The organism is Pseudoxanthomonas sp. P4_B2 (assembly GCF_056402315.1).
The window spans coordinates 170431-191732 of record NZ_JBFUHQ010000003.1; the positions used below are offsets into that span (position 1 = coordinate 170431).

23 protein-coding genes are annotated in these 21302 nt (G+C 63.1%); 13 read left to right on the forward strand and 10 right to left on the reverse strand.

Going from position 1 to position 21302, the window contains the following annotated elements:
* Positions 1-21: 21 nt before the first annotated feature.
* Positions 22-1305, reverse strand: coding sequence for an MFS transporter (locus tag AC1DTQ_RS09520; RefSeq protein ID WP_477849313.1), 1284 nt, complete (start codon positions 1303-1305; stop codon positions 22-24).
* Positions 1306-1385: 80 nt separating this feature from the next.
* On the opposite strand from AC1DTQ_RS09520, the gene AC1DTQ_RS09525 reads away from it, so the two are divergent.
* Complete coding sequence (locus AC1DTQ_RS09525; RefSeq protein ID WP_477849315.1) at positions 1386-1667, forward strand: hypothetical protein; 282 nt, start codon at positions 1386-1388, stop codon at positions 1665-1667.
* 36 nt (positions 1668-1703) lie between these two features.
* Here AC1DTQ_RS09525 and AC1DTQ_RS09530 read toward each other — a convergent pair whose 3' ends face one another.
* The 3 genes from AC1DTQ_RS09530 to AC1DTQ_RS09540 form a co-directional block, all read right to left on the reverse strand.
* Entirely contained in the window at positions 1704-2321 is a 618-nt protein-coding gene (locus tag AC1DTQ_RS09530) for a trimeric intracellular cation channel family protein (RefSeq protein ID WP_477849316.1), read from the reverse strand.
* Positions 2322-2355: 34 nt separating this feature from the next.
* Positions 2356-3858 carry an aldehyde dehydrogenase gene (locus AC1DTQ_RS09535; protein WP_477849317.1) on the reverse strand — a complete coding sequence of 501 codons (1503 nt, stop codon included), beginning with the start codon at positions 3856-3858 and terminating at the stop codon, positions 2356-2358.
* Between the two features lie 165 nt (positions 3859-4023).
* The gene (locus AC1DTQ_RS09540; protein WP_477849318.1) at positions 4024-4572 is read right to left on the reverse strand and encodes a cupin domain-containing protein; all 549 of its coding nucleotides are present in this window, start codon (positions 4570-4572) and stop codon (positions 4024-4026) included.
* Positions 4573-4733: 161 nt separating this feature from the next.
* On the opposite strand from AC1DTQ_RS09540, the gene aptA reads away from it, so the two are divergent.
* The 3 genes from aptA (at position 4734) to ald (ending at position 7598) form a co-directional block, all read left to right on the forward strand.
* Positions 4734-6110, forward strand: coding sequence for an omega-aminotransferase AptA (gene aptA, locus AC1DTQ_RS09545; protein ID WP_477849319.1), 1377 nt, complete (start codon positions 4734-4736; stop codon positions 6108-6110).
* Between the two features lie 79 nt (positions 6111-6189).
* On the forward strand, positions 6190-6420 hold the full coding sequence (locus AC1DTQ_RS09550) for a hypothetical protein (protein WP_477849320.1): 231 nt from the start codon (positions 6190-6192) through the stop codon (positions 6418-6420).
* Positions 6421-6482: 62 nt separating this feature from the next.
* Complete coding sequence (gene ald, locus AC1DTQ_RS09555) at positions 6483-7598, forward strand: alanine dehydrogenase (RefSeq protein ID WP_477849322.1); 1116 nt, start codon at positions 6483-6485, stop codon at positions 7596-7598.
* A gap of 233 nt (positions 7599-7831) precedes the next feature.
* Here ald and rlmKL read toward each other — a convergent pair whose 3' ends face one another.
* The 3 genes from rlmKL to AC1DTQ_RS09570 all read right to left on the reverse strand — a co-directional run bounded on the left by rlmKL (position 7832) and on the right by AC1DTQ_RS09570 (position 11059).
* Positions 7832-9967, reverse strand: a complete 2136-nt coding sequence (rlmKL, locus tag AC1DTQ_RS09560; protein WP_477849677.1) for a bifunctional 23S rRNA (guanine(2069)-N(7))-methyltransferase RlmK/23S rRNA (guanine(2445)-N(2))-methyltransferase RlmL — start codon at positions 9965-9967, stop codon at positions 7832-7834.
* Positions 9968-10028: 61 nt separating this feature from the next.
* Positions 10029-10574 (reverse strand): hypothetical protein, encoded by a 546-nt coding sequence (locus tag AC1DTQ_RS09565; protein ID WP_477849323.1) that lies wholly within the window; start codon positions 10572-10574, stop codon positions 10029-10031.
* On the reverse strand, positions 10571-11059 hold the full coding sequence (locus AC1DTQ_RS09570; protein ID WP_477849324.1) for an MOSC domain-containing protein: 489 nt from the start codon (positions 11057-11059) through the stop codon (positions 10571-10573). The genes AC1DTQ_RS09565 and AC1DTQ_RS09570 overlap by 4 nt, the downstream gene beginning before the upstream one ends.
* 103 nt (positions 11060-11162) lie before the next feature.
* Between AC1DTQ_RS09570 and AC1DTQ_RS09575 the strand changes: the two genes are divergently transcribed.
* The 4 genes from AC1DTQ_RS09575 (at position 11163) to AC1DTQ_RS09590 (ending at position 14544) form a co-directional block, all read left to right on the forward strand.
* Complete coding sequence (locus AC1DTQ_RS09575; RefSeq protein ID WP_477849679.1) at positions 11163-11744, forward strand: N-acetylmuramoyl-L-alanine amidase; 582 nt, start codon at positions 11163-11165, stop codon at positions 11742-11744.
* A gap of 112 nt (positions 11745-11856) precedes the next feature.
* A complete protein-coding gene (tesB, locus tag AC1DTQ_RS09580; protein ID WP_477849325.1) occupies positions 11857-12771 on the forward strand; it encodes an acyl-CoA thioesterase II in 915 nt (304 codons plus the stop codon).
* A gap of 2 nt (positions 12772-12773) precedes the next feature.
* Complete coding sequence (locus AC1DTQ_RS09585) at positions 12774-13295, forward strand: putative signal transducing protein (RefSeq protein ID WP_477849326.1); 522 nt, start codon at positions 12774-12776, stop codon at positions 13293-13295.
* 85 nt (positions 13296-13380) lie between these two features.
* Positions 13381-14544: an RNA polymerase sigma factor gene (locus AC1DTQ_RS09590; protein WP_477849327.1), complete on the forward strand. Its 1164-nt coding sequence runs from the start codon at positions 13381-13383 to the stop codon at positions 14542-14544.
* Positions 14545-14658: 114 nt separating this feature from the next.
* On the opposite strand, the gene AC1DTQ_RS09595 is transcribed toward AC1DTQ_RS09590, so the two are convergent.
* Complete coding sequence (locus AC1DTQ_RS09595; protein WP_477849329.1) at positions 14659-15249, reverse strand: EF-hand domain-containing protein; 591 nt, start codon at positions 15247-15249, stop codon at positions 14659-14661.
* Between the two features lie 144 nt (positions 15250-15393).
* Between AC1DTQ_RS09595 and AC1DTQ_RS09600 the strand changes: the two genes are divergently transcribed.
* The 4 genes from AC1DTQ_RS09600 (at position 15394) to AC1DTQ_RS09615 (ending at position 18573) form a co-directional block, all read left to right on the forward strand.
* Positions 15394-15981 carry a phosphatase PAP2 family protein gene (locus AC1DTQ_RS09600; RefSeq protein ID WP_477849330.1) on the forward strand — a complete coding sequence of 196 codons (588 nt, stop codon included), beginning with the start codon at positions 15394-15396 and terminating at the stop codon, positions 15979-15981.
* A gap of 3 nt (positions 15982-15984) precedes the next feature.
* Positions 15985-16716, forward strand: coding sequence for an arginyltransferase (locus AC1DTQ_RS09605; RefSeq protein WP_477849331.1), 732 nt, complete (start codon positions 15985-15987; stop codon positions 16714-16716).
* A 121-nt stretch (positions 16717-16837) separates the two neighbouring features.
* Positions 16838-17251: a hypothetical protein gene (locus AC1DTQ_RS09610; RefSeq protein ID WP_477849332.1), complete on the forward strand. Its 414-nt coding sequence runs from the start codon at positions 16838-16840 to the stop codon at positions 17249-17251.
* A 110-nt stretch (positions 17252-17361) separates the two neighbouring features.
* Entirely contained in the window at positions 17362-18573 is a 1212-nt protein-coding gene (locus AC1DTQ_RS09615; RefSeq protein ID WP_477849334.1) for an endonuclease/exonuclease/phosphatase family protein, read from the forward strand.
* 217 nt (positions 18574-18790) lie between these two features.
* Here AC1DTQ_RS09615 and AC1DTQ_RS09620 read toward each other — a convergent pair whose 3' ends face one another.
* Positions 18791-19087: a hypothetical protein gene (locus AC1DTQ_RS09620; RefSeq protein ID WP_477849335.1), complete on the reverse strand. Its 297-nt coding sequence runs from the start codon at positions 19085-19087 to the stop codon at positions 18791-18793.
* Positions 19084-20286, reverse strand: coding sequence for a formate-dependent phosphoribosylglycinamide formyltransferase (gene purT, locus AC1DTQ_RS09625; RefSeq protein ID WP_477849336.1), 1203 nt, complete (start codon positions 20284-20286; stop codon positions 19084-19086). The genes AC1DTQ_RS09620 and purT overlap by 4 nt, the downstream gene beginning before the upstream one ends.
* A gap of 117 nt (positions 20287-20403) precedes the next feature.
* On the opposite strand from purT, the gene AC1DTQ_RS09630 reads away from it, so the two are divergent.
* Positions 20404-21282: an SPFH domain-containing protein gene (locus tag AC1DTQ_RS09630; RefSeq protein WP_477849337.1), complete on the forward strand. Its 879-nt coding sequence runs from the start codon at positions 20404-20406 to the stop codon at positions 21280-21282.
* Positions 21283-21302: the final 20 nt, after the last annotated feature.

Here is a 21302-nt window from a genome sequence, read left to right on the forward strand (position 1 = left end):
AGCATCCGAGCAAGCTCGGACCTACAAAGAGTGTGCTTTGGTGCGTGGAGCCAGTAAAAGTGCGATCAAAGTGAGCGTGGCCGCTGCGGCGAGGTAATAACCTACATGCGAGACGCCATGCTTCGTCGCCAGATAGGTGGCGATGGAAGGAGTCAGCGATGCGCCCAGAATGCCAGCCAGGTTGAAGGCCAATGAGGCTCCGGTGTAGCGCACGGCGGTGGGGAACATGTCGGCAAGCAAGGTACCGCACGGCCCGTAGGTCAAGCCGGTCACCGTCATGCCGATGATCAGGAACAGCAACACGCCTGCGCCGCTGCCGACACTGAAAAGCGGTCCGTAGAACAGCCCGAATACGATGATCGAAAGCGTGGCCAGCACCATCGCCAAGCGCCGGCCATACCGGTCCGCCAGCAGCGCCGACACCGGAATGCCGGCTCCGAAGAACAGCACTGCGATCATCAACATCAGCAGGAATTGTTCGCGCGTGTAGCCGAGCTGTGTGGTTCCCCAGGACAGGTTGAACACGGTCATCAGGTAGAACAGAACGAAGGTGGACACCAGCGCAAACGTCCCGGCGAGCAAGGCTCCCGGGTGTTCGCGAAGCACGGTCAGCATCGGCAGGCGTACGCGTTCGCCCTTATCCAGCGTCTTCTGGAAATCGGGCGTCTCGGCGATGCGCAAACGCACCCACAGGCCTACGAAAACCAGCGCGGCGCTGGACAGGAACGGAATACGCCAGCCCCAGGCCAGGAACTGCGTGTCGTCCATCGCTTCGGTAAGCAACAGAAAGATGCCGGTCGAACACAGGAAACCGAGCGGCGCCCCGAGTTGCGGGAACATTCCGTACCACGCACGTTTTCCTGGTGGCGCGTTCTCCGTCGCCAGCAGCACCGCACCGCCCCACTCGCCGCCCAAACCCAGCCCCTGGCCGAAGCGGCAGATCGCCAGCAGGATCGGCGCCGCCACGCCGATGCTGGCGTAGGTCGGCAACAGACCGATGGCGATGGTGGAAAGGCCCATTGTCAGCAGCGCTGCGACCAAGGTGGCCTTGCGTCCTACCCGGTCGCCGAAATGACCGAATAGCGCCGACCCCACCGGCCGCGCGAAGAACGCCAGGGCGAAGGTGATCAGGGATTTAAGGGTGGCGGTGGCCGGATCGCTTTCGGGGAAGAACAGCTGCGGGAACACGATCACCGCGGCGGTGGCGTAGATATAGAAATCGAAGAATTCGATGGTGGTGCCGATCAGACTGGCGAACAGCACTCGGCGGGGGGAGTTGGCAACGGTCGGGACTGCTGTCGTCATCGTCTAAGATCTGGCTTGGCTGGCCCGATTCTGGCAGATTCCCTTGCGGCCAGCGTAGCCCTCACAGCAGGAGGCATGCCGTGGACGAAGATCTCGACCGACTGACCCAGGCGGAGCTGGTTGCAGAAGCGCGCAAATTGCGCGCCGCCATCCGCAAGCATCGCGACTCCACCCTGCACGAGCTTTGCTGGCACCATCCGGACCTGTGGAGTCTGTTGCCGGAGAAGACCGATCCCTTGCCCACGGTCCCGGAGTGGCCGCAATTCATGCGCGGCTGCATCCATTACCGCCAGTCGCTGGATCGCCAGTTGCCCGATGCCGAGCGTGCCAGCGTCGAGTTCAAGGAATCCGACAGGTCGTAGGATGTCGTGGAACGGCCCCATGCCGCCGAAATCACTTCAATCCCAGTCATCCTTGTAGACGAACTTCGGCATTTCCCAGTGATAGCGGATGGCTAGCATGCGCACGGCGAAGCCTGTCACCATTGCGGCCACCAAGCCCACGTCGTGATCGATGCCCACATGCGGTGCGGTCATATAGATCGCGCCGGCCAGTAGCGAGACGCTGGCGTACAGCTCCTTGCGGAACAATAGCGGCACCTGCGTGCAAAGCACATCCCGCAACACACCGCCGAAGGTTCCGGTGATCATTCCGCTAACCAGGATGATCAGCCAGTGCAGATGCAACCCCTTGGCGATATCGCAGCCGACCACGGTGAATACGACCAGACCGAGCCCGTCCAGCACCAGGAAACTGGTGCGCAGGCGCTTCATCATCGGCGCCACCAGGATCGTTACCAGTGCGGAAACCAGCACTATCACCAGATAGCTGGGATGCTCGATCCAACTCAGCGGGTGGCGCCCCAGCAGCACGTCGCGCAGCGTGCCACCGCCGAGTGCGGTGACCACGGCGATCACGCACACGCCCAGCCAATCCATCTGCCGCCGGCCCGCCACCAATGCCGCGCTCATCGCCTCCACCGCGATGCCGATCAGGAAAAGGATATGTAGAAGCATCTTTCTTCCTTCGCTTCCGGCGGCGCCGCGCGGATCAGCCGCCCAGATTGATCCAGGTCGCCTTCATCTCGGTGTACTTGTCGAAGGCGTGCAGCGACTTGTCGCGGCCATTGCCGGATTGCTTGTAACCGCCGAACGGTGCGGTCATGTCGCCGCCGTCCCAATAATTCACCCACACGCTGCCGGCGCGCAGTTTACGCGCCACGCGGTGGGCCCGGCTGATGTCCTTCGTCCACACGCCTGCTGCCAGGCCGTAGTCGGTGTCGTTGGCCATGCGCAACGCCTGCTCTTCGGTGTCGAAGGCGATCACCGACAGCACCGGCCCGAAAATTTCCTCGCGCGAAATGGTGTGTTCGTGCGCCACCTCGTCGAACACGGTCGGTTCGATGTAGCTGCCGCCGGGCACCGTGTCGGCACGCTTGCCGCCCAGCACCAGTTTGGCGCCTTCGGCCACGCCTTTTTCGATATAGCCCAGTACCCGGGAGGTCTGCGTCTCGTCGACCATCGCCCCCATCGGCGCGCCTGGCTCGAAAGGATGGCGCGGCTGCATCTTGCGTCCGGCCTCGACCACACGGGCCACGAACTCGTCTTTGATCGACCGCTCCACCAGCAGGCGCGACGCCGCGGTGCACACTTCGCCCTGGTTGTAGAAGATCCCGCTGGCCGCCGCTTCGGCCGCCTTATCCAGATCGTGAGCATCGGCGAAGATCAGGTTAGGGCTCTTGCCGCCGCATTCCATATAGGCGCGTTTGAGGTTGGAGCGCCCCGCGCATTGCAGCAACTGCTTGCCGACCGCAGTCGAGCCGGTGAATACCAGCCCATCCACGTCCATGTGCAGAGCCAGCGGTTCGCCCGCTTCCTTGCCGAAGCCGGGAACCACGTTGAAGACGCCGGCGGGAATGCCGGCTTCCATCGCGATTCCTGCCAGGCGGATCGCGCTGAGCGGCGATTTCTCGGAAGGCTTCAGCACCACCGAATTGCCCATCGCCAAAGCCGGTGCCAGTTTCCAGGCGGCCATCAGCAGCGGAAAATTCCAGGGCACGATGGCGCCGACCACACCCAACGGTTCGCGCGTCACCAGTCCGAGTTCGTCCGGGCCGGTCGCCGCGACTTCGCCATAGACTTTGTCCAGCGCCTCGCCGGTCCATGCCATGCAGCGGATCGTCGCCGCCACGTCGACCGCACGCGCATCGCTGACCGGTTTGCCCATATCCAGCGATTCCAGCAAGGCGAGTTCGTCGCCGTACTGTTCAATCAGCTGTGCGAACTTGAGCAACACTTTTTTTCGATAGGTGGGCTTGGCTTCGGACCATGCGCCGGAATCGAAACTGCGGCGCGATGCGATGACGGCACGTTCGATGTCCTCTGCCCCGCATTCGGCCACGCGGCCCAGCGAACGCCCATCGATGGGGCTGATGCAATCGAAACTCTTGCCGCTGGCGGAATCGACGTATTTGCCATCGATGAAGGCCTGGGTGCGGATTTGCAAGCCATCGGCAAGGGTTTGCCAGCTGTCACGGGTGCGGGGGGCGTTCATGGGTTGCTCCTGAGTTGTTCCCTTCTCCCACCGGGAGAAGGTGCCCGTAGGGCGGATGAGGGCATGGACTTTTAGTTTGACGGATGGTTTTTCGTGAGTTGGAATTCTCCCGCCCTCATCCGTCGCTGCGCGCCACCTTCTCCCGGCGGGAGAAGGAAATCAAAATCAAAACGTAGCCGGCGTATTGGCACTGAAAATCACCGCATCCACCTCGCCGATGTTGCGGAAGCGATGCGGAATCTTGCTCTCGAAATAATAAGCCTCGCCCGCGCGCAGGACCCGCACCTGATCGCCGACGGTCACTTCGACTTCACCTGCCACCACTACGCCGCCCTCCTCGCCTTCGTGCAACAGCATGCTATCGCCGGTGTCGGTGCCCGGCGGCATCACCTCGCGCAAAATGCACATCTGACGTTGCGGGCGGTGCTGGCCGACCAAGAAATAGTGGATGCCGTTGCTGCCGACGTCCGGCAATTCGTCGGCCGTGTAGAACGGGCTATCGGGCAGGCCGACTTCCAGATCCAGGGTAAAGAAATCGGCCAGCGAGATGGGGATGCCATCCAGCACCTTCTTCAACGAACTGACCGAAGGACTGACCTTGTTCTGTTCGATCAGCGAAATGGTGCTGTTGGTCACGCCCACCCGCTTGGCCAGCTCGCGCTGGCTGAGATCCTTGGATTTGCGAACCAGCTGCAGGCGCGCGCCGATGTCCATCCCTGCCCTTGTCTGTGAACCCGCGTTGTAACGGTGTTGCCGGATACTTTACACGGCATGGGGATACGGTCAATTTTTCGTCACATAACCCCACTGTTGTAAAGTTTTTTCAACGCGCTAAGCTGACGGCCTCCCCTTCCGCGACCCACGGAGCCAGCCGAATGAGCGCCGATTCCACTCCCGATCACGCCGCCCTGGCCGACCATTACGCCACCCAGGCGACCGCCGCGCCCGCATCCATGGACGCATTCTGGATGCCGTTCACCGCCAACAAGCAGTTCAAGGCCTCGCCGCGTCTGCTCGCCAGCGCCTCAGGCATGTACTACAAGACCGTGGACGGGCGCGAAATCCTCGATGCCACCGCCGGCCTGTGGTGCTGCAACGCGGGACATTCGCGGCCACGCATCGTGGAGGCGGTGAAGACCCAGATCGAGACCCTGGATTTCGCGCCCAATTTCTCCATGAGCTCGCCGCTGCCGTTCGTGCTGGCCGAGCGCCTGGCCGAACTGGCGCCGGGCAATCTCAATCATGTGTTCTATACCAACTCCGGGTCCGAGTCGGTGGACAGCGCGTTGAAGATGGCCATTGCTTATCACCGCGCGCGCGGCGAAGGCCAGCGCACGCGATTGATCGGACGCGAAAAGGGTTATCACGGCGTCGGCTTCGGCGGCATTTCCGTTGGCGGCCTGCCCAACAATCGCAAGTGGTTCGGCTTGGGCCTGCCGGGTGTGGACCATATGCGCCACACCCTGGATATCGGCCGCAACGCCTTCTCCAAAGGATTGCCCGAATACGGAATCGAACTGGCCGAAGATCTGGAGCGCATGGTCGCGCTGCACGATGCCTCCACCATCGCCGCGGTGATCATCGAACCGATCTCCGGTTCTGCCGGCGTGGTGATTCCGCCGGATGGCTACCTGAAACGCATCCGCGAGCTCTGCACCAAACACGGCATCCTGCTGATTTTCGACGAAGTAATCACCGGCTTCGGCCGCGTCGGCAACGCCTTCGCCGCGCAGCGCTTCAACGTACAGCCCGACATGATCACCGCCGCCAAGGGCATCACCAACGGCTGCGTGCCGATGGGCGTGGTGATGGTGTCCGACGACGTGCACGACGCGTTCACCCAGGGGCCGGACAACGCCATCGATCTTTTCCATGGCTACACCTATTCCGGACACCCCCTCGCCTGCGCAGCGGCCATCGCGACGCTGGACACCTATGCGGAGGAAAACCTGTTCGACAAAGCCATCGAACTGGGCGACTACTGGCAAGAAGGCATCCATTCCCTCAAGGGGCTGCCCAATGTCATCGATATCCGCAACTACGGGCTAATAGGCGCTATCGAATTGGCACCGCGTCCGGGCGCGCCCGGCACGCGTGCCTACGACGCCTTCACCCATGCCTTCCACAAGGGCAGTCTGCTGACGAGGGTTACTGGGGACGTAATCGCTCTTTCGCCGCCGTTGATCCTGGAGAAGTCGCATATCGACGATATCGTCAACCGGTTGGCCGACTCGATTAGGGAAACAGCCTGATACAAGCCCGTTACAATGGGTAACCAGTCATTGGCTATCTGGCTCGCTCCGTCATCACCGTCAACCATCAGGTAAACACATGCCTACGCTCTATCTGAAAGACAGCAATCAGCTCCTTACCGAGATCAGCGATGCGGATCTTTCGCACATGGTCAATGTGATGGAAGAGGAAAGCTCCACCGACAGGGATTATTTCATCGATCTCAATACGGTCGATCTGCTTAAGAACGCTGGCGCTTCCGAACAAGTGACCTCGGCGCTTGAGTCGGCTATTGCGGGTTCGGAAGGCATCGACGTCGTTTGGCGATAAGCGCCCCCAACTCGAACAGACAATCCAGAGCATTCAAGCACCAGCCCCGGGAGGGCAAAATCATGCTGATCGGCGTCCCCAAGGAAATCAAAAACCACGAATACCGCATCGGCCTCACGCCGGCCGGCGCCCGCGAACTCATCGCCAACGGCCACAGCGTCCTGATCCAGCGCGATGGCGGCAAATCCATCGGCTTGACCGATGAGATGTACGTGCGCGCGGGTGCGGAAATCGTGGAAAGCGCCGAGGAAATCTTCAAACGCGCCGACATGATCATCAAGGTCAAGGAACCGCAGCCGGTGGAGTGCGCGATGCTGCGCCCCGGCCAGGTGCTCTACACCTACCTGCATCTTGCGCCCGATCCGGAACAGACCAAGGCACTGGTGAAATCGGGCGCCACCTGCATCGCCTACGAAACCGTCACCGACCGCAAGGGTGGCCTGCCGCTGCTGGCGCCAATGAGCGAAGTGGCCGGACGCATGTCGATCCAGGCCGGCGCGCACGCGCTGGAGAAGGCGCAGGGCGGTTCCGGCGTGTTGCTCGGCGGCGTACCGGGCGTGAAGCCGGCCGAGGTACTGGTGATCGGCGGCGGCGTGGTGGGCATCAATGCGGCGCGCATGGCCATGGGCCTTAATGCCCAAGTAACCATCCTGGACCGCTCGCTGGACCGCCTGAAATATCTCGACGAGGTCTACGGCGACAGGCTGACCACGATCTATTCCACGCATGATGCGATCGAAGAACGTCTGCCCGACACCGATCTGGTGATTGGTGCCGTACTGATTCCCGGCGCCGCCGCTCCTAAGCTGATTTCGCGCGCGCAGTTGAAGCTGATGCGCCCCGGCTCGGTGCTGGTGGACGTGGCCATCGACCAGGGCGGTTGTTTCGAGACCAGCAAGGCGACGACGCATCAGAACCCGACCTACGAAGTGGACGGCATCGTCCATTACTGCGTCGCCAACATGCCCGGCGGCGTGGCGCGCACTTCGACGTTCGCACTGACCAACGCCACCCTGCCCTTCGCCGTGCAGCTGGCCAACAAGGGCGCGCGCCAGGCGATGTTGGACGACGAGCACCTGCTCAACGGCTTGAACGTGCACGACGGCAAGATCACCTACAAAGCCGTAGCCGACGATCTTGGCTACGAATACGTGCCTTCGACGAAAGCGCTGGGCTGATAGCAGGGGGAACCGTCCTCTGCAACAACTCTATCGAAAGAACCCTTCTCCCGTTTACGGGAGAAGGTGTCCGCAGGACGGATGAGGGCGCTTGTGCCCTTGTCAAAACGATCCCACGTGTTGAGTTCAAGCGAAAAGCGCCCTCACCCGCCCTACGGGCACCCTCTCCCGTTTACGGGAGAGGAGTTAAGCGCGGGTCCCTTCGCGACTTACGTCGCTCCTACAAACGATCGTCATTGGCGCATCAGGCGCCAGCAACGATGGATTCGCGCGTTGCGCTCGAAATCCGGCGGGATGGTCTGCGCGGTGATGTCCTCGCATTGCGCGAACTCCGCGACCGCTTCCATATCCAGCTTGAAGCGGCGGAAGTTGTTGGAGAAGTACAGCACGCCTTCGGTGGTCAGGCGATCCACGCAGGCACGCAGCAAGCGGACGTGTTCGCGCTGGATGTCGAAGTCGTCGGCGCGTGCGGAGTTGGAGAACGTCGGCGGGTCGCAGAAGATCACGTCGTAGCGGTTCTTCTCCGCTTCCAGCCAGCGTAAGGCGTCGGCCTGCACCAAGCGATGCTGGGCGCCGGCGAAACCGTTCAACGATAGATTGGCGGCGCACCATTCCAGGTAAGTGCCGGATAGGTCCACGCTGGTCGTCGAATCCGCACCGGCCACCGCCGCCTGCACCGAAGCGACGCCGGTGTAGCAAAACAGGTTGAGGAAGCGCTTGCCGCGCGCCTCCATAGCCATGTGCCGACGCAACGGGCGATGGTCCAGGAACAGGCCTGTGTCGAGATAGTCGAACAGGTTTACTTGCAACAAGGCCCCGTTCTCGCGCACCTGGAGCAGTTCGCCGCGCTGCTCGAATTTTCCGTACTTGCTGCCGCCCTTGCCGCGCTCGCGGGATTTCATCGCCACCTGTTCGGCCGGCACCGCGAACACCTCGCGCGCAGCAGCCAGCAACTCGTTGCGACGGCGGCGCACATCGGCCTCGGGGATCTCTTCCGGCGCGGCGTATTCCTGCACATGCAGAAAGGTGCGCATGTCGCCCTGTACTTCCCTGTAGACATCGATAGCCGCCGAGTACTCCGGCAGATCCGCATCGTAGACGCGGAAACAGCTCACCTCTTCGCGCGAGGTCCATGACTTCAGCTTGCGCAAGTTCTTGCGCAAGCGGTTGGCGACCATTATCGCGCCTTCGGAAAGCTCCCGCGGCACGCCGCTTTCCTGCTTCGGCACACCGACCGGATCGCAGACGATCAGGGCGCATTCGATGGCGCCGTTGAAAATCTGATACTTCTTGCTGGCGCGCAGGCCGGTGGCGTAGGCCAGCTCGGCATTGCCGCATAGCAGGCTGGCACGCCACTGCGGCACGGTGCGCTTGAGCGCATCGCCCAGCTTGCGGTAGAGCGCGTTATCGGCGGCCAGGCGTTCGTCGTAAGGCGGATTGCAAACCACAGTGCCGCGCTCGAACGGCGGTGCCTGCAGATCGCCGACCTCGCGCGTGCCGAACCAGATATCGTCGGCGACACCGGCCACTTCCGCGTTCTCGCGCGCGGCGCGGATGGCGTGCGGATCGACGTCGCTGCCGAACATCGTCTGCTTCAGGTTTGACCGCCCGGTTTCCTCGCGCTGCTTCGCTTCTTCGACCAGCTGTTTCCAGCCCGCGGCGTCGAATCCGAGCCAGCGGCTGGGCAGACTGCGTCCGTGCCGCTGTAACCCTGGAGCGACGTCCGCCGCCATCAGCGCACCTTCGATCAGCAAAGTGCCGCTGCCGCACATCGGGTCCAGTAATGCGCCACCCTCGTGATAGATCTTGGGCCAGCCGCCGCGCATCAATACGGCGGCGGCAAGATTCTCCTTCAACGGCGCATCGTTCTGCACGTTGCGCCAACCGCGGCGATGCATGGGACCTCCGCCCAGGTCGATGGAAATCGTGGCCCTGCCCTTGCGTAGCGACAGATTGATGCGCACGTCGGGATGGTCCACATCCACCGACGGACGCTCCTGCCCCTGCGCGCGCAGGGTGTCGACCACCGCGTCCTTGACCCGCTGCGCCGCGTAGCGCGCATGGGTGATGGCGTCGCCGGAGACGTGGGCATCGACCGACAGGGTGTGATCGGAACGCAGGTGCTCCTGCCAGGGAATGGCCGCAACGCCATCGTAGAGCGCTAACTCGTTCGGGCATTCGAATTCGGCGATCGGCCACAACACGCGGCTGGCCAGGCGCGACCACAACACCGCACGCTGCGCATCGGCGAGCTCGCCTTCGGTGTTGGCGCCGGAAACGGTGGCGGTGGCCTTTGCAACGCCTAGAGCGAGGAGCTCGTCGACGAGCAGGTATTCCAGGCCTTTGCCGCAGGAAACGAAGAATTTCAAAGTCATTCCTAAAATTTCGAGTCGTCATCCCAGCGAAAGCTGGGATGACGCAGGATGTTGCTCATTTGATCGATTGCAGCAACTGAGCGAACGCCTCCGCAGAAGCCTCCACATGCTCCGACAATCGATGCGTATCGTTCACCAGCAACAGGCGTCCGCGGCGTGCATGCGCCCAGTCGACCACCTGTTGCGCAGGTATCAGTTCGTCATCCCAGCCGTGGATGATCGAAATCGGCACCGATGCCGCATCGAGATTCGGCAGGCGCCCCATCGTGGTCGGCGGCGCCATCAGAAATAAGCCCAGCACAGGAACTTGCAGCGAAACGCGGGCGGAGATGTAGGCGCCCAGGCTGGAACCGGCCAGCACCAGCGGCCCACGGCTCGCGGCGGCGGTCGCCAGCGCCAGCAGGTGCGCCTGGCGCGCTTCCACGTCGCCCAATTCGCTGAGGTCGCGCCGTCCGTCGAAACTAGTGTAATCCGGACGCTCATGGGTCCAGCCCAAACGTTCGGCGGCGATGGCCAACGCCGCGACTTTGGTGGCATCCGGACCGCTTTCGAAGCCGTGCGAAAGAATGCAATGACCCCTTCCGGCAGAGGGCCGGCTCACAGCGCGACCACTTCGTCGCCCACGCGGAAATTTCCTCCGGACACGATGCGCGCGCAAAGTCCGCCCATGCCGCGCATGGCGTTGTAGCCGCCGGCGCCCAATGCGGTTTCCATCCGCGAACACGGATCGCAGGATTCGGTGCCTTGCAGCACCACTTCGCCGATGCGGAACTGGCGGTCCTTCAGCGCGATCAAGGGAATGCCCGACACGACCACATTTCGCCGCAACAAGGCCGGTTCAATTCCGCGTCCAGCCAGCGCCGCGATCGCGGGCAAGTGTTCGGCCTGGATCAGGGTGATGCCGCGCTTGCCGCTGCCGCCTTTGTAACGGTCGCCGCGCAGCCCGCCCTCGGTCACGGCCTCGACCGATTCGACCGCATCCATCCACTCATCGCGCGCCGGACGCAAGCCTATCCACTGCACCACGCCGACCTGCGGCAACGTGGCCATCAGCTTGGCGAGTTCGGAGTCGGGGTTGAGGGGCATCGGCGGCGTCCTGCGGCGGACAGGCGTCCACGCGAACCGCCAGTTTACTTGACCGCGCCTGCCTGGGCCGCTGCGCCCTGGGTCCCGCGAGCCGGGTGCTAGCATTCCGGACATGCTCCCAGACCCGCCGCCCGTGATCCAGTCGCCCCTGCCCTACGAATTGCTGCTGGACGAACGCCCGCGCAGTTGGATCGACCTGGTGGTGATCCACTGCACCGAACTGCCCGACCTGGCCGCTGCGCGCGGCTTCGGCGAACGGGCGCTGTACGACTCGGGCACGGGCAATAGCGGGCATTACTACCTAGACCGCGACGGCAGCGTGCATCAGTACGTGCGGGTGGAACGCGTCGCCCACCATGTGCGCGGCTACAACCCGCGCGCCATCGGCATAGAACTGGTCAACATCGGCCGCTATCCGGACTGGCTGGCGGCCGGCGGCCAGTCGATGCATGAGGCCTATACGGAGGAACAGATCGTCGCGCTGGTGGATTTGCTGCGATACCTGCAACAGGAAGTGCCCACGCTGAAGTTCATCGCCGGTCATGAGGAACTGGATGCCACCGAGGTCCCCGCCAGCGATGACGAGAGTGTGCTGGTCCATCGGAAACTGGATCCCGGTCCGCTGTTCCCGTGGGATCGCGTGATGCAGGCCATTACGCTGGAGCGCCTCGACCCCTCGTCTTAGGAGTGGCCATGGGCGCGAATTTTTGCGTGAATAGCCTTGAAAAAGCTCGCGCCCACGGAGCATTTCTACGGGGCCGGTATAATTTACCAATCGCACTCCACCGGAATTTCTCTTGTCCCCCAGCCCCGAACCCGTCGTCAGCGAACTGATCGAGCTGCTCTCGCTGGAGCGCCTGGAAGACAACCTGTTCCGTGGCCAGAGCCGCGATATCGGCACCAAGTACGTGTTCGGCGGCCAGGTGCTGGGCCAGGCACTGTCCGCGGCGCAGGCCACGGTGGAAGACAGCGGCCGCATGGCTCATTCGCTACATGCCTACTTCCTGCGCGCCGGAGATGTGGATCATCCCATCGTCTACGACGTGGACCGTACCCGCGACGGCGGCAGTTTTTCTGTTCGGCGCGTGACCGCGATCCAGCACGGCAAGGTGATCTTCTTCTGCGCGGCCTCTTTCCAGGGCGAGGAACCGGAAGCCCAGCAGCATCAGCTATCGATGCCGGAAGTGCCTCGTCCCGAAGACATCGAGCCCGCGCCTGCGGTTCCGGCAGAGGTGATGGCGACGTTACCGCCCAAGGTGCAGCGCTGGCTGTCGCGGCGCGGCCCGTTCGAATTCCGTCACGTCTACCCGCGCGATGAGCTCAACCCACCCAAACGGCCGCCGTTCCAGCAGGTCTGGTTCCGCCTGAGCGAACCGGTAGGAGACGCGCCCGAACTGCACCATGCCTTGCTCGCCTACGCGTCCGATTTCCAGTTGCTGGGCACGGCCAACTATCCGCACGGCATCAGCTATTACCAGCCCAATGTGCAGATGGCATCGCTGGATCACGCGCTTTGGTTCCACCGCCCGTTCCGCGCCGACGACTGGCTGCTGTATTCCATCGACAGCCCCAGCGCGCAGAACTCGCGCGGCCTGGCCCGTGGTCAGATCTTCACCCGCGACGGCAAGCTGGTGGCCAGCACGGCACAGGAAGGGCTGATCCGCGTCGTGCCCGATCGCGGCACTGCGGCTCTGGTTCCGGCCAAGGAATAGACATGCGTCAAGTCTTCACCAGCTTGCGGGTCGAAACCGTCGAAGGCGTGGCCAAACTGCTGGAGGACGCCGGCATCGAGGTCTACCTGGCCAACGGGCGCTCGTACCACAGCAAGCGCGGCGGCCAGTTCAGCTATGCCGAGCCGATGAAACTCAAGCAGCAACCCAGCGTCTGGGTGAAACGCGCCGAGGATCAGCCGCGGGCCCGCGAGATCCTGCGCGCGGCGGGATTGCTGGCGACGACTCGCCCGACCCAGGGCGAGCCGTTGGTTTTCGCGGGCGCCGATGCGCTCGATGAGCCGAAGAAGCGTCCGCTGGCCTGGCGCATCCGCATTGCCCTGCTGATCGCCATCGCTATTGCGGCGCTGGTGACGGTGCTGCGCCCCCGTCCAGTGCCGGACCCTGTTCCTCCCCCTGCGCCGGTTGCACCTTTGCCGGCGCAACCGGCGCCACAACCGGCACCGGCCGAGGAGGAAGAAGAAGTCCGCGTGCGCATCTCGGCGCCCACCCCCACCAAGCCGTAGCCGCAATGCCTGCCGCCCTCGTGGTCACATTTGCCGATGCGCGTCGTCCTGCCTGGTATCGACCCGAATGCCAGGACCGTATCCGATGAACGCCGACGCCCTCGGGCTCATGCTGCAACACGAACTGCCCGCCGCCGCCAAAGGCGACCACGGCGCCTACGGCCGCATCGTCGTTGGCTGCCAGAACACGGTCACCGCCATCGCCCTGGCGATCACGCGGGACGTGGCTGCGAGCGAAGATATCGCTCAGGAAGCCTTCCTGAAGGCCTGGCAGCAACTCAACCAGCTGAAGAATTCAACCAGTTTCCTACCTTGGCTGCGGCAGATCACCCGCAATCTGGCGCGCGATCATTTGCGTGCGAACCGTAACCGTCCGCTGTCGGGCGAGAGCGCAGACCTGGCCATCGAGATGGCGGCCGACCCCTCACCCACGCCGAGCGAACGACTGTTGCAGACCGAAGAGGAAGTAGTCGCCACCGACATCATTTCCGCTCTGCCCGAAGAAAGCCGGGAAACACTGCTTCTCTATTACCGGGAAGGTCAGAGTTCGCAACAGGTCGCCACACTGCTGGGACTGAGCGATGCCGCAGTCCGCAAACGCCTGTCGCGGGCGCGCGGCAGTGTGCGGGAGGAAATGCTCAAGCGATTCGGCGAATTCGCGCGTAATTCCGCGCCGTCGACCGCATTCGCCGCCGTGATCGTCAGTGCGCTCAGCGTGGCGAGCCCACCCGCCGCCGCGGCCAGCATCCTCGGCGTAAGTGCGACGGTAGGCGCCAAAACCATCGGCAAGATCGTGCTGGGATCGATGGGAGGCGTCGCGCTGGGGTTAGGCGCCGCATTCGCCGGCATGTACCTGGGATTGCGGCGCAACCTGCGGGGCGCCATCGACGCAGAAGAACGGCGTGCATTGGTCCGCAGCGCAGGCGTCAACGGACTGGCTACGATAGGTTTCATGATCGGCGTCGTGCTGGCCGCCAGATACTCGACTACGTGGATACCCCTGACAACGTTGGCAGCGGCTTTCTTCGCGGCCGTGCTCTGGCAATCCATGGTGGTGGAACCGCGCATCAAGGCGCGCCGCCACGCGTTGGAGGCGGCGCGTGATCCGGTGCGCGCCGCACGTTGCCGCCGACGTGAGCGCATCCTGGGCTGGCTGGGATGCATCGTGGGTTTCGGCCTAGGTGCCGCGGGATTGATCGTGGGAATGATCAACTCCGGGCGTATGCCGGGGTTCTGGATTTTCGGATGACGCTTGCTTCTGCTTCCGCTTAACCCCGCGAAGCGCCGCCGCTTCCTACGAACCTGCACGACAAAGCCCATGTCCTCATGAACATGGGCTCATGCTGCGGCCTCCCAAGCGCGATCAGTTCGTGGGTTCTTCCGGCGTCATCGGCGGACGCGGACCACCGCGTTCACCATGCTTGGGCTTGGCCGCATCCACTTCCGCACGGCTCAACTTGCCGTCTTTGTCGGTGTCGGCAGCGGCGAACCATTCGTCCTTGCGCTGCTTGGCGAGGATTTCATGGTCGGCTCGATCGACGTAGCCGTCCTTGTTCGCATCCATCTGGTCGAAACGCGAGGCCATCCTGCCCTCACCGGCCGTGGCTTCGGCACGGCTGATGCGGCCGTCCTTGTCGGTGTCCAGCCTGGACATCGCTTCGCGCGGGCCATGGCCACGCTTGTCATGACCATGTCCACGGCGCGCTGGCATTTCATCCTTGGTCAGCTTGCCGTCCTTGTTCTTGTCTAGTTCGTCGAACTTGCCGGCCAGGCGCGGATGCTGGGCCGCTTCGGTGCGGTCCACAATGCCATCGCCGTTGCTGTCGAGCTTGACGCGGGCAGCCGGCTGCGCGCTTGTCGCGGAAACGTCGGGGGCGGGAGCCGTGGCTGCGAAGGCGGTGTCGGCGGCCAGCGCGGTCAGTACGGCGAGGGTGAGCAGGGTCTTGCGGGTCATGCGAATCTCCTGGAAGGTGTGGCGCGGTTCCGCCACTGCCCCGGTTAACGCCCCGGCCGTGCGCGGGTTGACCGCCTCGCCTTCCTATTCATTTTGCGGACAGTCGCAACCCACGCGATACGCACCCCGCAGTATCCTGCCCCCATGAATCACGCCTTCGCTCGCGCTGTCTCCATCTCCGGACATCCGATGGTGGTGCTGCCGTTGGCAGCCCTGGCGTTGACGCTGGCGCGTGGGCAGTACCGGATCGCGTTGTGGATGGGGCTTGGATTCGCCGCGTTCGCGGGAATAGTGATGGCCTATTCGGGCTGGCAGGTACGACAGGGGCGCTGGTCGCATGTGGATGCCAGCGACCAGAACGAACGCAGATCGTTGAATCGCTTTCTGCTGATCGCGCTGTTGGTTTCCACCGCATTGACGTTCTGGCTCGACCTTTCCACGGAACTGACGCTCGGGCTGGCCCTTTCGGCGTCGATGGTGGCGATCGCCATGCTGACTTCGCGCTGGTGCAAGCTTTCGCTGCACATGGCGTTCGCTGTGTTCGCCGCCTTCCTGATGCTGGTCAATGCGCCCTGGTGGGCAGGCCTTGCGGGATTGTGTTTCGCAGCCACGGTGGCCTGGTCGCGCCTGGCCTTGCAACGCCACGTGCCGCGCGACCTTATCGCTGGCGCATTGACTGGCGCGCTCGCCGGTATTGCCTTCGCAATGTCCGTCGGCGCGGGAGCGGGCTGAGCGATGGGCAACGATCCGCAGCAACCCGCCGACGACCTGCGCCTGTTCCATACGGGCGAACATCCCTGTGGCTATTGGGAAGACCGCACCGCGCGCGATCTGGTGCTGGATCCGCGCGATCCGCGCCTGGCTTCGTTCTATCCCACTGCGTTGAGCTGGGGGTTCCGCCGCTCGGGCGATCTGGTCTACCGGCCGCATTGCGAAGGGTGCCGTGCCTGTGTGGCGGTGCGCATTCCGGTGCTGGAGTTCCGGCCCGACCGCAGTCAGCGGCGCTGCGCGGCACGCAATATCGAAGTCGAGGCGCGGGTCGTCGCCGCCGAACGCACCGACGAGCATCTGGCGCTGTACCGTCGCTACCTGGCCGCACGCCATCGCAACGGCGGCATGGACGACCACGGCGCGGTGGAGTTCGAGCAATTCCTGGTGGGCAGCTGGTCGCAAGGACGCTTCCTGGAACTGCGCGAACACGGAACGCTCATCGCGGTCGCGGTCACCGACATCACTCCGGATGCCTTTTCAGCCGTCTATACCTTCTTCGATCCGGATCTGGAAAAGCGCAGCCTGGGCACCCTGGCGATCCTGCGCCAATTGGAATGGGCCAAGCGCGAATCGCGCCGGCATCTGTACCTGGGCTACTGGATACAGGGCCACAGCAAGATGGATTACAAGCGTCGTTTCCAACCCTTGGAAGCCTTCGACGGCCGCAATTGGAATCGCTCGCAATTAACCGATTGAAAACATAAGCGATCCGGCTTTTGTGAGAGCATCGCGTGCTCGCTGGGTCGGCAGTTGCCGATCCGCGAGTAAACGAGGTGGATTACCTCGTCCATTCCCATCTGAATAAATGGAGTTTTGCATGATGAAATTGAACGCGCTTTTCCTGGTCGCTGCGGCCACTCTGGCTCTGGCTCTGGCTGCCTGCAAGCCTGCTGAAAAACCCGCTGAAGAAGCCCCCACTGCCGAAACGGCGCCTGCCGCCGAAGTTACGGCACCGGCCGCCGAACCTGCTGCTCCGGCGGCAACAGCTCCAGTCGCCGATACCGCCACCGCCAGCACCGGCGTGCCGGAATGCGACACCTACCTCGAGAAGGTCTATGCCTGCATCAGCGACAAGGTGCCGGAGGCCCAGCGCGCCGCCATGAAGCAAGGCATCGAGCAGACGCAATCCGGTTGGTCCACGGTCACCGACAAGACCGCGCTGGCCACCCAGTGCAAGACCGCCATGGAACAGGCCAAGACCAGCTTTGGCGCCATGGGTTGCACGTTCTGATCAAGCTCCGACAGGCTTAGCCTAGTCGTTAAGTCCTGAAAGCGCCCCGGGAAACCGGGGCGCTTTTCTTATGTCATCGCCAACGCATAGTCGCGTGTCAGAATCGGCGCATGCACAGACTCCTCATTGCCCTGCTCATGCTCCCCAACCTGACCGCCTGCGTGCATGTCAACGTACATGGAGACCCGTCGGCTTACGCAGCGGAAAACAAGATCCGTGTCGCCACCTACAACACTTCGCTGTACTCGGACGAAGACGGCGGGCTGATCCGCGAATTGGAAGGCGGCAGCGCGCACGCGCGCAAGATCGCGGCGGTGCTGCAACGGGTACGCCCGGACCTGGTGCTGTTGAACGAGTTCGATTACGACGACGCGCATCGCGCCGCCGATCTATTCCAGCGGCGCTACCTGGAAGTCGCGCAAGCGGGCGGTGGAGAAGCGCTGAAATATCCCTATCGTTATCTCGCGCCCGTCAATACCGGCGTTCCCAGCGGACTGGACCTAGACGGTAATGGCGAAGCCGGCGGCAACGGCCGCGCGCGCGGCAACGACGCCTGGGGCTATGGCTTGCATCCCGGGCAATATGGCATGTTGATGTTGTCGAAATATCCGATAGACGCTGCCCGCGTGCGCACGTTCCAACACTTGCGCTGGAGTGCGATGCCCGACGCATTGCGACCGATCGATCCGACCTCGCGCAAATTTTTCTACCCGGACGCTGTCTGGAAACAACTGCGGCTGTCTTCCAAATCGCATTGGGATGTGCCGGTTCAGACGCCCGGCGGCGTGACTCACTTCCTGGTATCGCACCCCACTCCTCCGGTCTTCGACGGTCCCGAGGACCGCAACGGCAAGCGCAACCACGATGAGATCCGGCTGTGGTCGGAATATATCTCGCCCGGCGACAAGCCCTGGCTATGCGACGACAAGGGCCGCTGCGGCGGTCTGGCCGGCGACGCGCGTTTCGTGATCGCCGGCGATCTGAACAACGATCCCATCGACGGCGACGGTTCCCACGAGGCGATCGTCGAACTGCTCGAACACCCGCGCGTGATGCGCTACGCCACGCCGCGCAGCGAGGGTGGCGCCGAGGCTGCGCGCGCCTATGCTTCGAAGGGTATCGAACATCACGGATCGCCCGCGCACGTGACCGGCGATTTCGGCCCCAAGACCGGCGCGATGCGGCTGGACTATGTGCTGCCGTCCACCGGCTTCGGCTTGATCGAAAGCGGAGTGTTCTGGCCGCCGACAGCAAGCGAAGACGCCAAGATCGCCGACGGCAGCGATCACCATTTAATATGGGTCGATCTTTCGGTTGAATAAAGCGGCTTTCCGGAGCTGAACCAGGACGCCGCACCGAAAACGACGTCATTCCGACCCAATAATGCGATGTCATCCCAGCGAAAGCTGGGATCCATTTTGACTTTGGCTCTTAAGTAATACCTGTGAATCGAGGTCAAGATCAAGATCAAAATGGATCCCAGCTTTCGCTGGGATGACGATCTATTTTTTCCGCTCGCCTCTCAAGCTCGATCGCTAGCTACATGCCAGCTGCAGGCTCGGCCTTGCGCGGCCCAAAACCGAAGCTGCCGTCGCTGTGCGCCGAGACGATCATGCGCACCATGCTGCCAGGCACCATCAGTTCGATCATCGAAGGCTTGCCGTCGACGGTATGGGACTGCAACGTCATTTCGATCAAGGCGCCGCCGGTGTCAACTTCCTTGCACAGTATGTGCACGCCGGCCGGCCCTTCGGCCAGGTACGGCTTGATGGCCTCGCCCAGTGCTTCCAGCGCTTGCGGGAAGAAGAACACCGCATAACCTTCGCTTCCGTTCATAGCTGTGTGCCTTCGGGTTCGAGTTCGATGGAAATCGCTTCACAGGCCTGCCGCGCGATTTGTCGCGCGGCGTCCAGCGTATCGGCGCGCGACAAGGTGACGCCGACGCGGCGATGCCCTTCCACCCGCGGCTTGCCGAACAGACGTAAGGCGGAGTCCGGCGCCTGCAGAGCGGCTTCGATATTGGAGAACACCGGCACGCCATGGCCGTGCGCCAGCATCGCGCAGGACGCGGACGCGCCGAGCTGGCGGATCGCAGGAATGGGAAGGCCGAGGATCGCCCGCGCATGCAACGCGAATTCGCTCAGGTCCTGCGAAACCAGGGTGACCAGACCGGTGTCGTGCGGACGCGGCGACACTTCGCTGAACCATACTTCGTCGCCTTTCACGAACAGTTCCACGCCGAACAACCCCCAGCCGCCCAGGTCGTCGGTGATCGTCTGCGCGATCCGCTGTGAACGCTGCAGCGCCGTCGGCGACATCGGTTGCGGCTGCCAGCTTTCGCGATAGTCGCCATCCTTCTGCCAGTGTCCGATCGGATCGCAGAATGCGGTGCCGCCGGCATGACGCACGGTCAACAGAGTGATTTCGTAATCGAAGTCGACGAAGCCCTCCACGATCACCCGACCCGCGCCGGCGCGGCCGCCGGTCTGTGCATACTCCCAGGCCGCATCGATATCGGATTCCATACGTAGGGTGCTCTGGCCCTTGCCGGAAGACGACATCACCGGCTTGACCACACAGGGCAGGCCGATGGCGGCCACGGCTTCGCGATAATCGGCGTGCGTGTCGACGAAACGGTAGGGCGAAGTCGGCAACCCCAGGGTTTCCGCGGCCAGCCTGCGGATACCTTCGCGGTCCATGGTCAGGCGCGCGGCGCGAGCAGTAGGAATGACATGCAATCCGGCTTCGGCTTCCAACTCCACCAGGGTCTGGGTGTGGATGGCCTCGATTTCCGGCACCACCAGATGCGGTTTCTCCAGTGCGATCAGCGAGCGCAAGGCCGCCGGATCCAGCATGTCCAGTACGTGCGAGCGATGCGCCACCTGCATGGCCGGGGCGTTGGCGTAACGGTCGGCCGCGATGACTTCCACCCCAAAACGCTGCAGCTCCAGCGCGACCTCCTTGCCCAGTTCGCCCGATCCGAGCAGCAGAACGCGGGTGGCGTGCGGGGAAAGCGGGGTGCCGAAGGTGGTCATGGGCGGGCCGGAGTTGGAGAAGTCGACATTTTAGCGGCCGACCCACTCAGCCGACGAACGGCTGTTGATTATTGATATCAAATTGATATCTAATTTACCGAACCCGGAGAAACCACCATGAAAGAAAATCCCACCCGCTCCCTGCCCGGCCTGCCTTTCCTGCTGGGCGTATTGGTTGTTGCTGTCCTGGCCGTCTGGCTTTTCATCAAGGGCACGGGCGTCGGCGACAACGCGCCCGACGGAATGTCGCTGCTTGCTGCAGTATTGGTAGGCATCCTCGACTTTTTCAGCCTGATCGGCCTGTACACCGTGCAGCCCAATCAGGCGGCGGTACTGAGCCTGTTCGGTAAATACATCGGCACGGTCAAGGACAACGGCCTGCGCTGGAACAACCCCTTCTACTCCAAGAAGAAGGTTTCCCAGCGTGTGCGTAACTTCGAGAGCGGCAAGCTGAAGGTCAACGAGTTGGACGGGAGTCCGATTGAAATCGCCGCAGTGATCGTGTGGCAGGTGGTGGATTCGGCCGAGGCTGTCTACAACGTCGACGACTACGAAAGCTTCGTCCATATTCAGACCGAGTCGGCGTTGCGGGCGATGGCCACCAGCTATCCGTACGACCAGCACGAGGAAGGCCAGGTCGCGTTGCGCAGCCATCCTGCGGAAATTTCCCAACACCTGAAAGAGCAACTGGACGAACGCCTGTCCGATGCCGGCGTCAGCGTCATCGACGCGCGCATCAGCCACCTCGCCTATGCGCCCGAAATCGCCCAGGCGATGCTGCAGCGCCAGCAAGCCAATGCGGTGATCGCCGCGCGCACGCGGATCGTCGCCGGCGCGGTAGGCATGGTCGAAATGGCGCTGGCCGAACTGCAGAAGAACGGCTTCGTGCAGTTAGATGAGGAACGCAAGGCGCAGATGGTCAGCAATCTGCTGATCGTGCTGTGTTCCGACCATCGCGGCGTGCAGCCTGTCGTCAACACCGGTTCGTTGTACTGAGCCGACGGGCCGGACGCTAT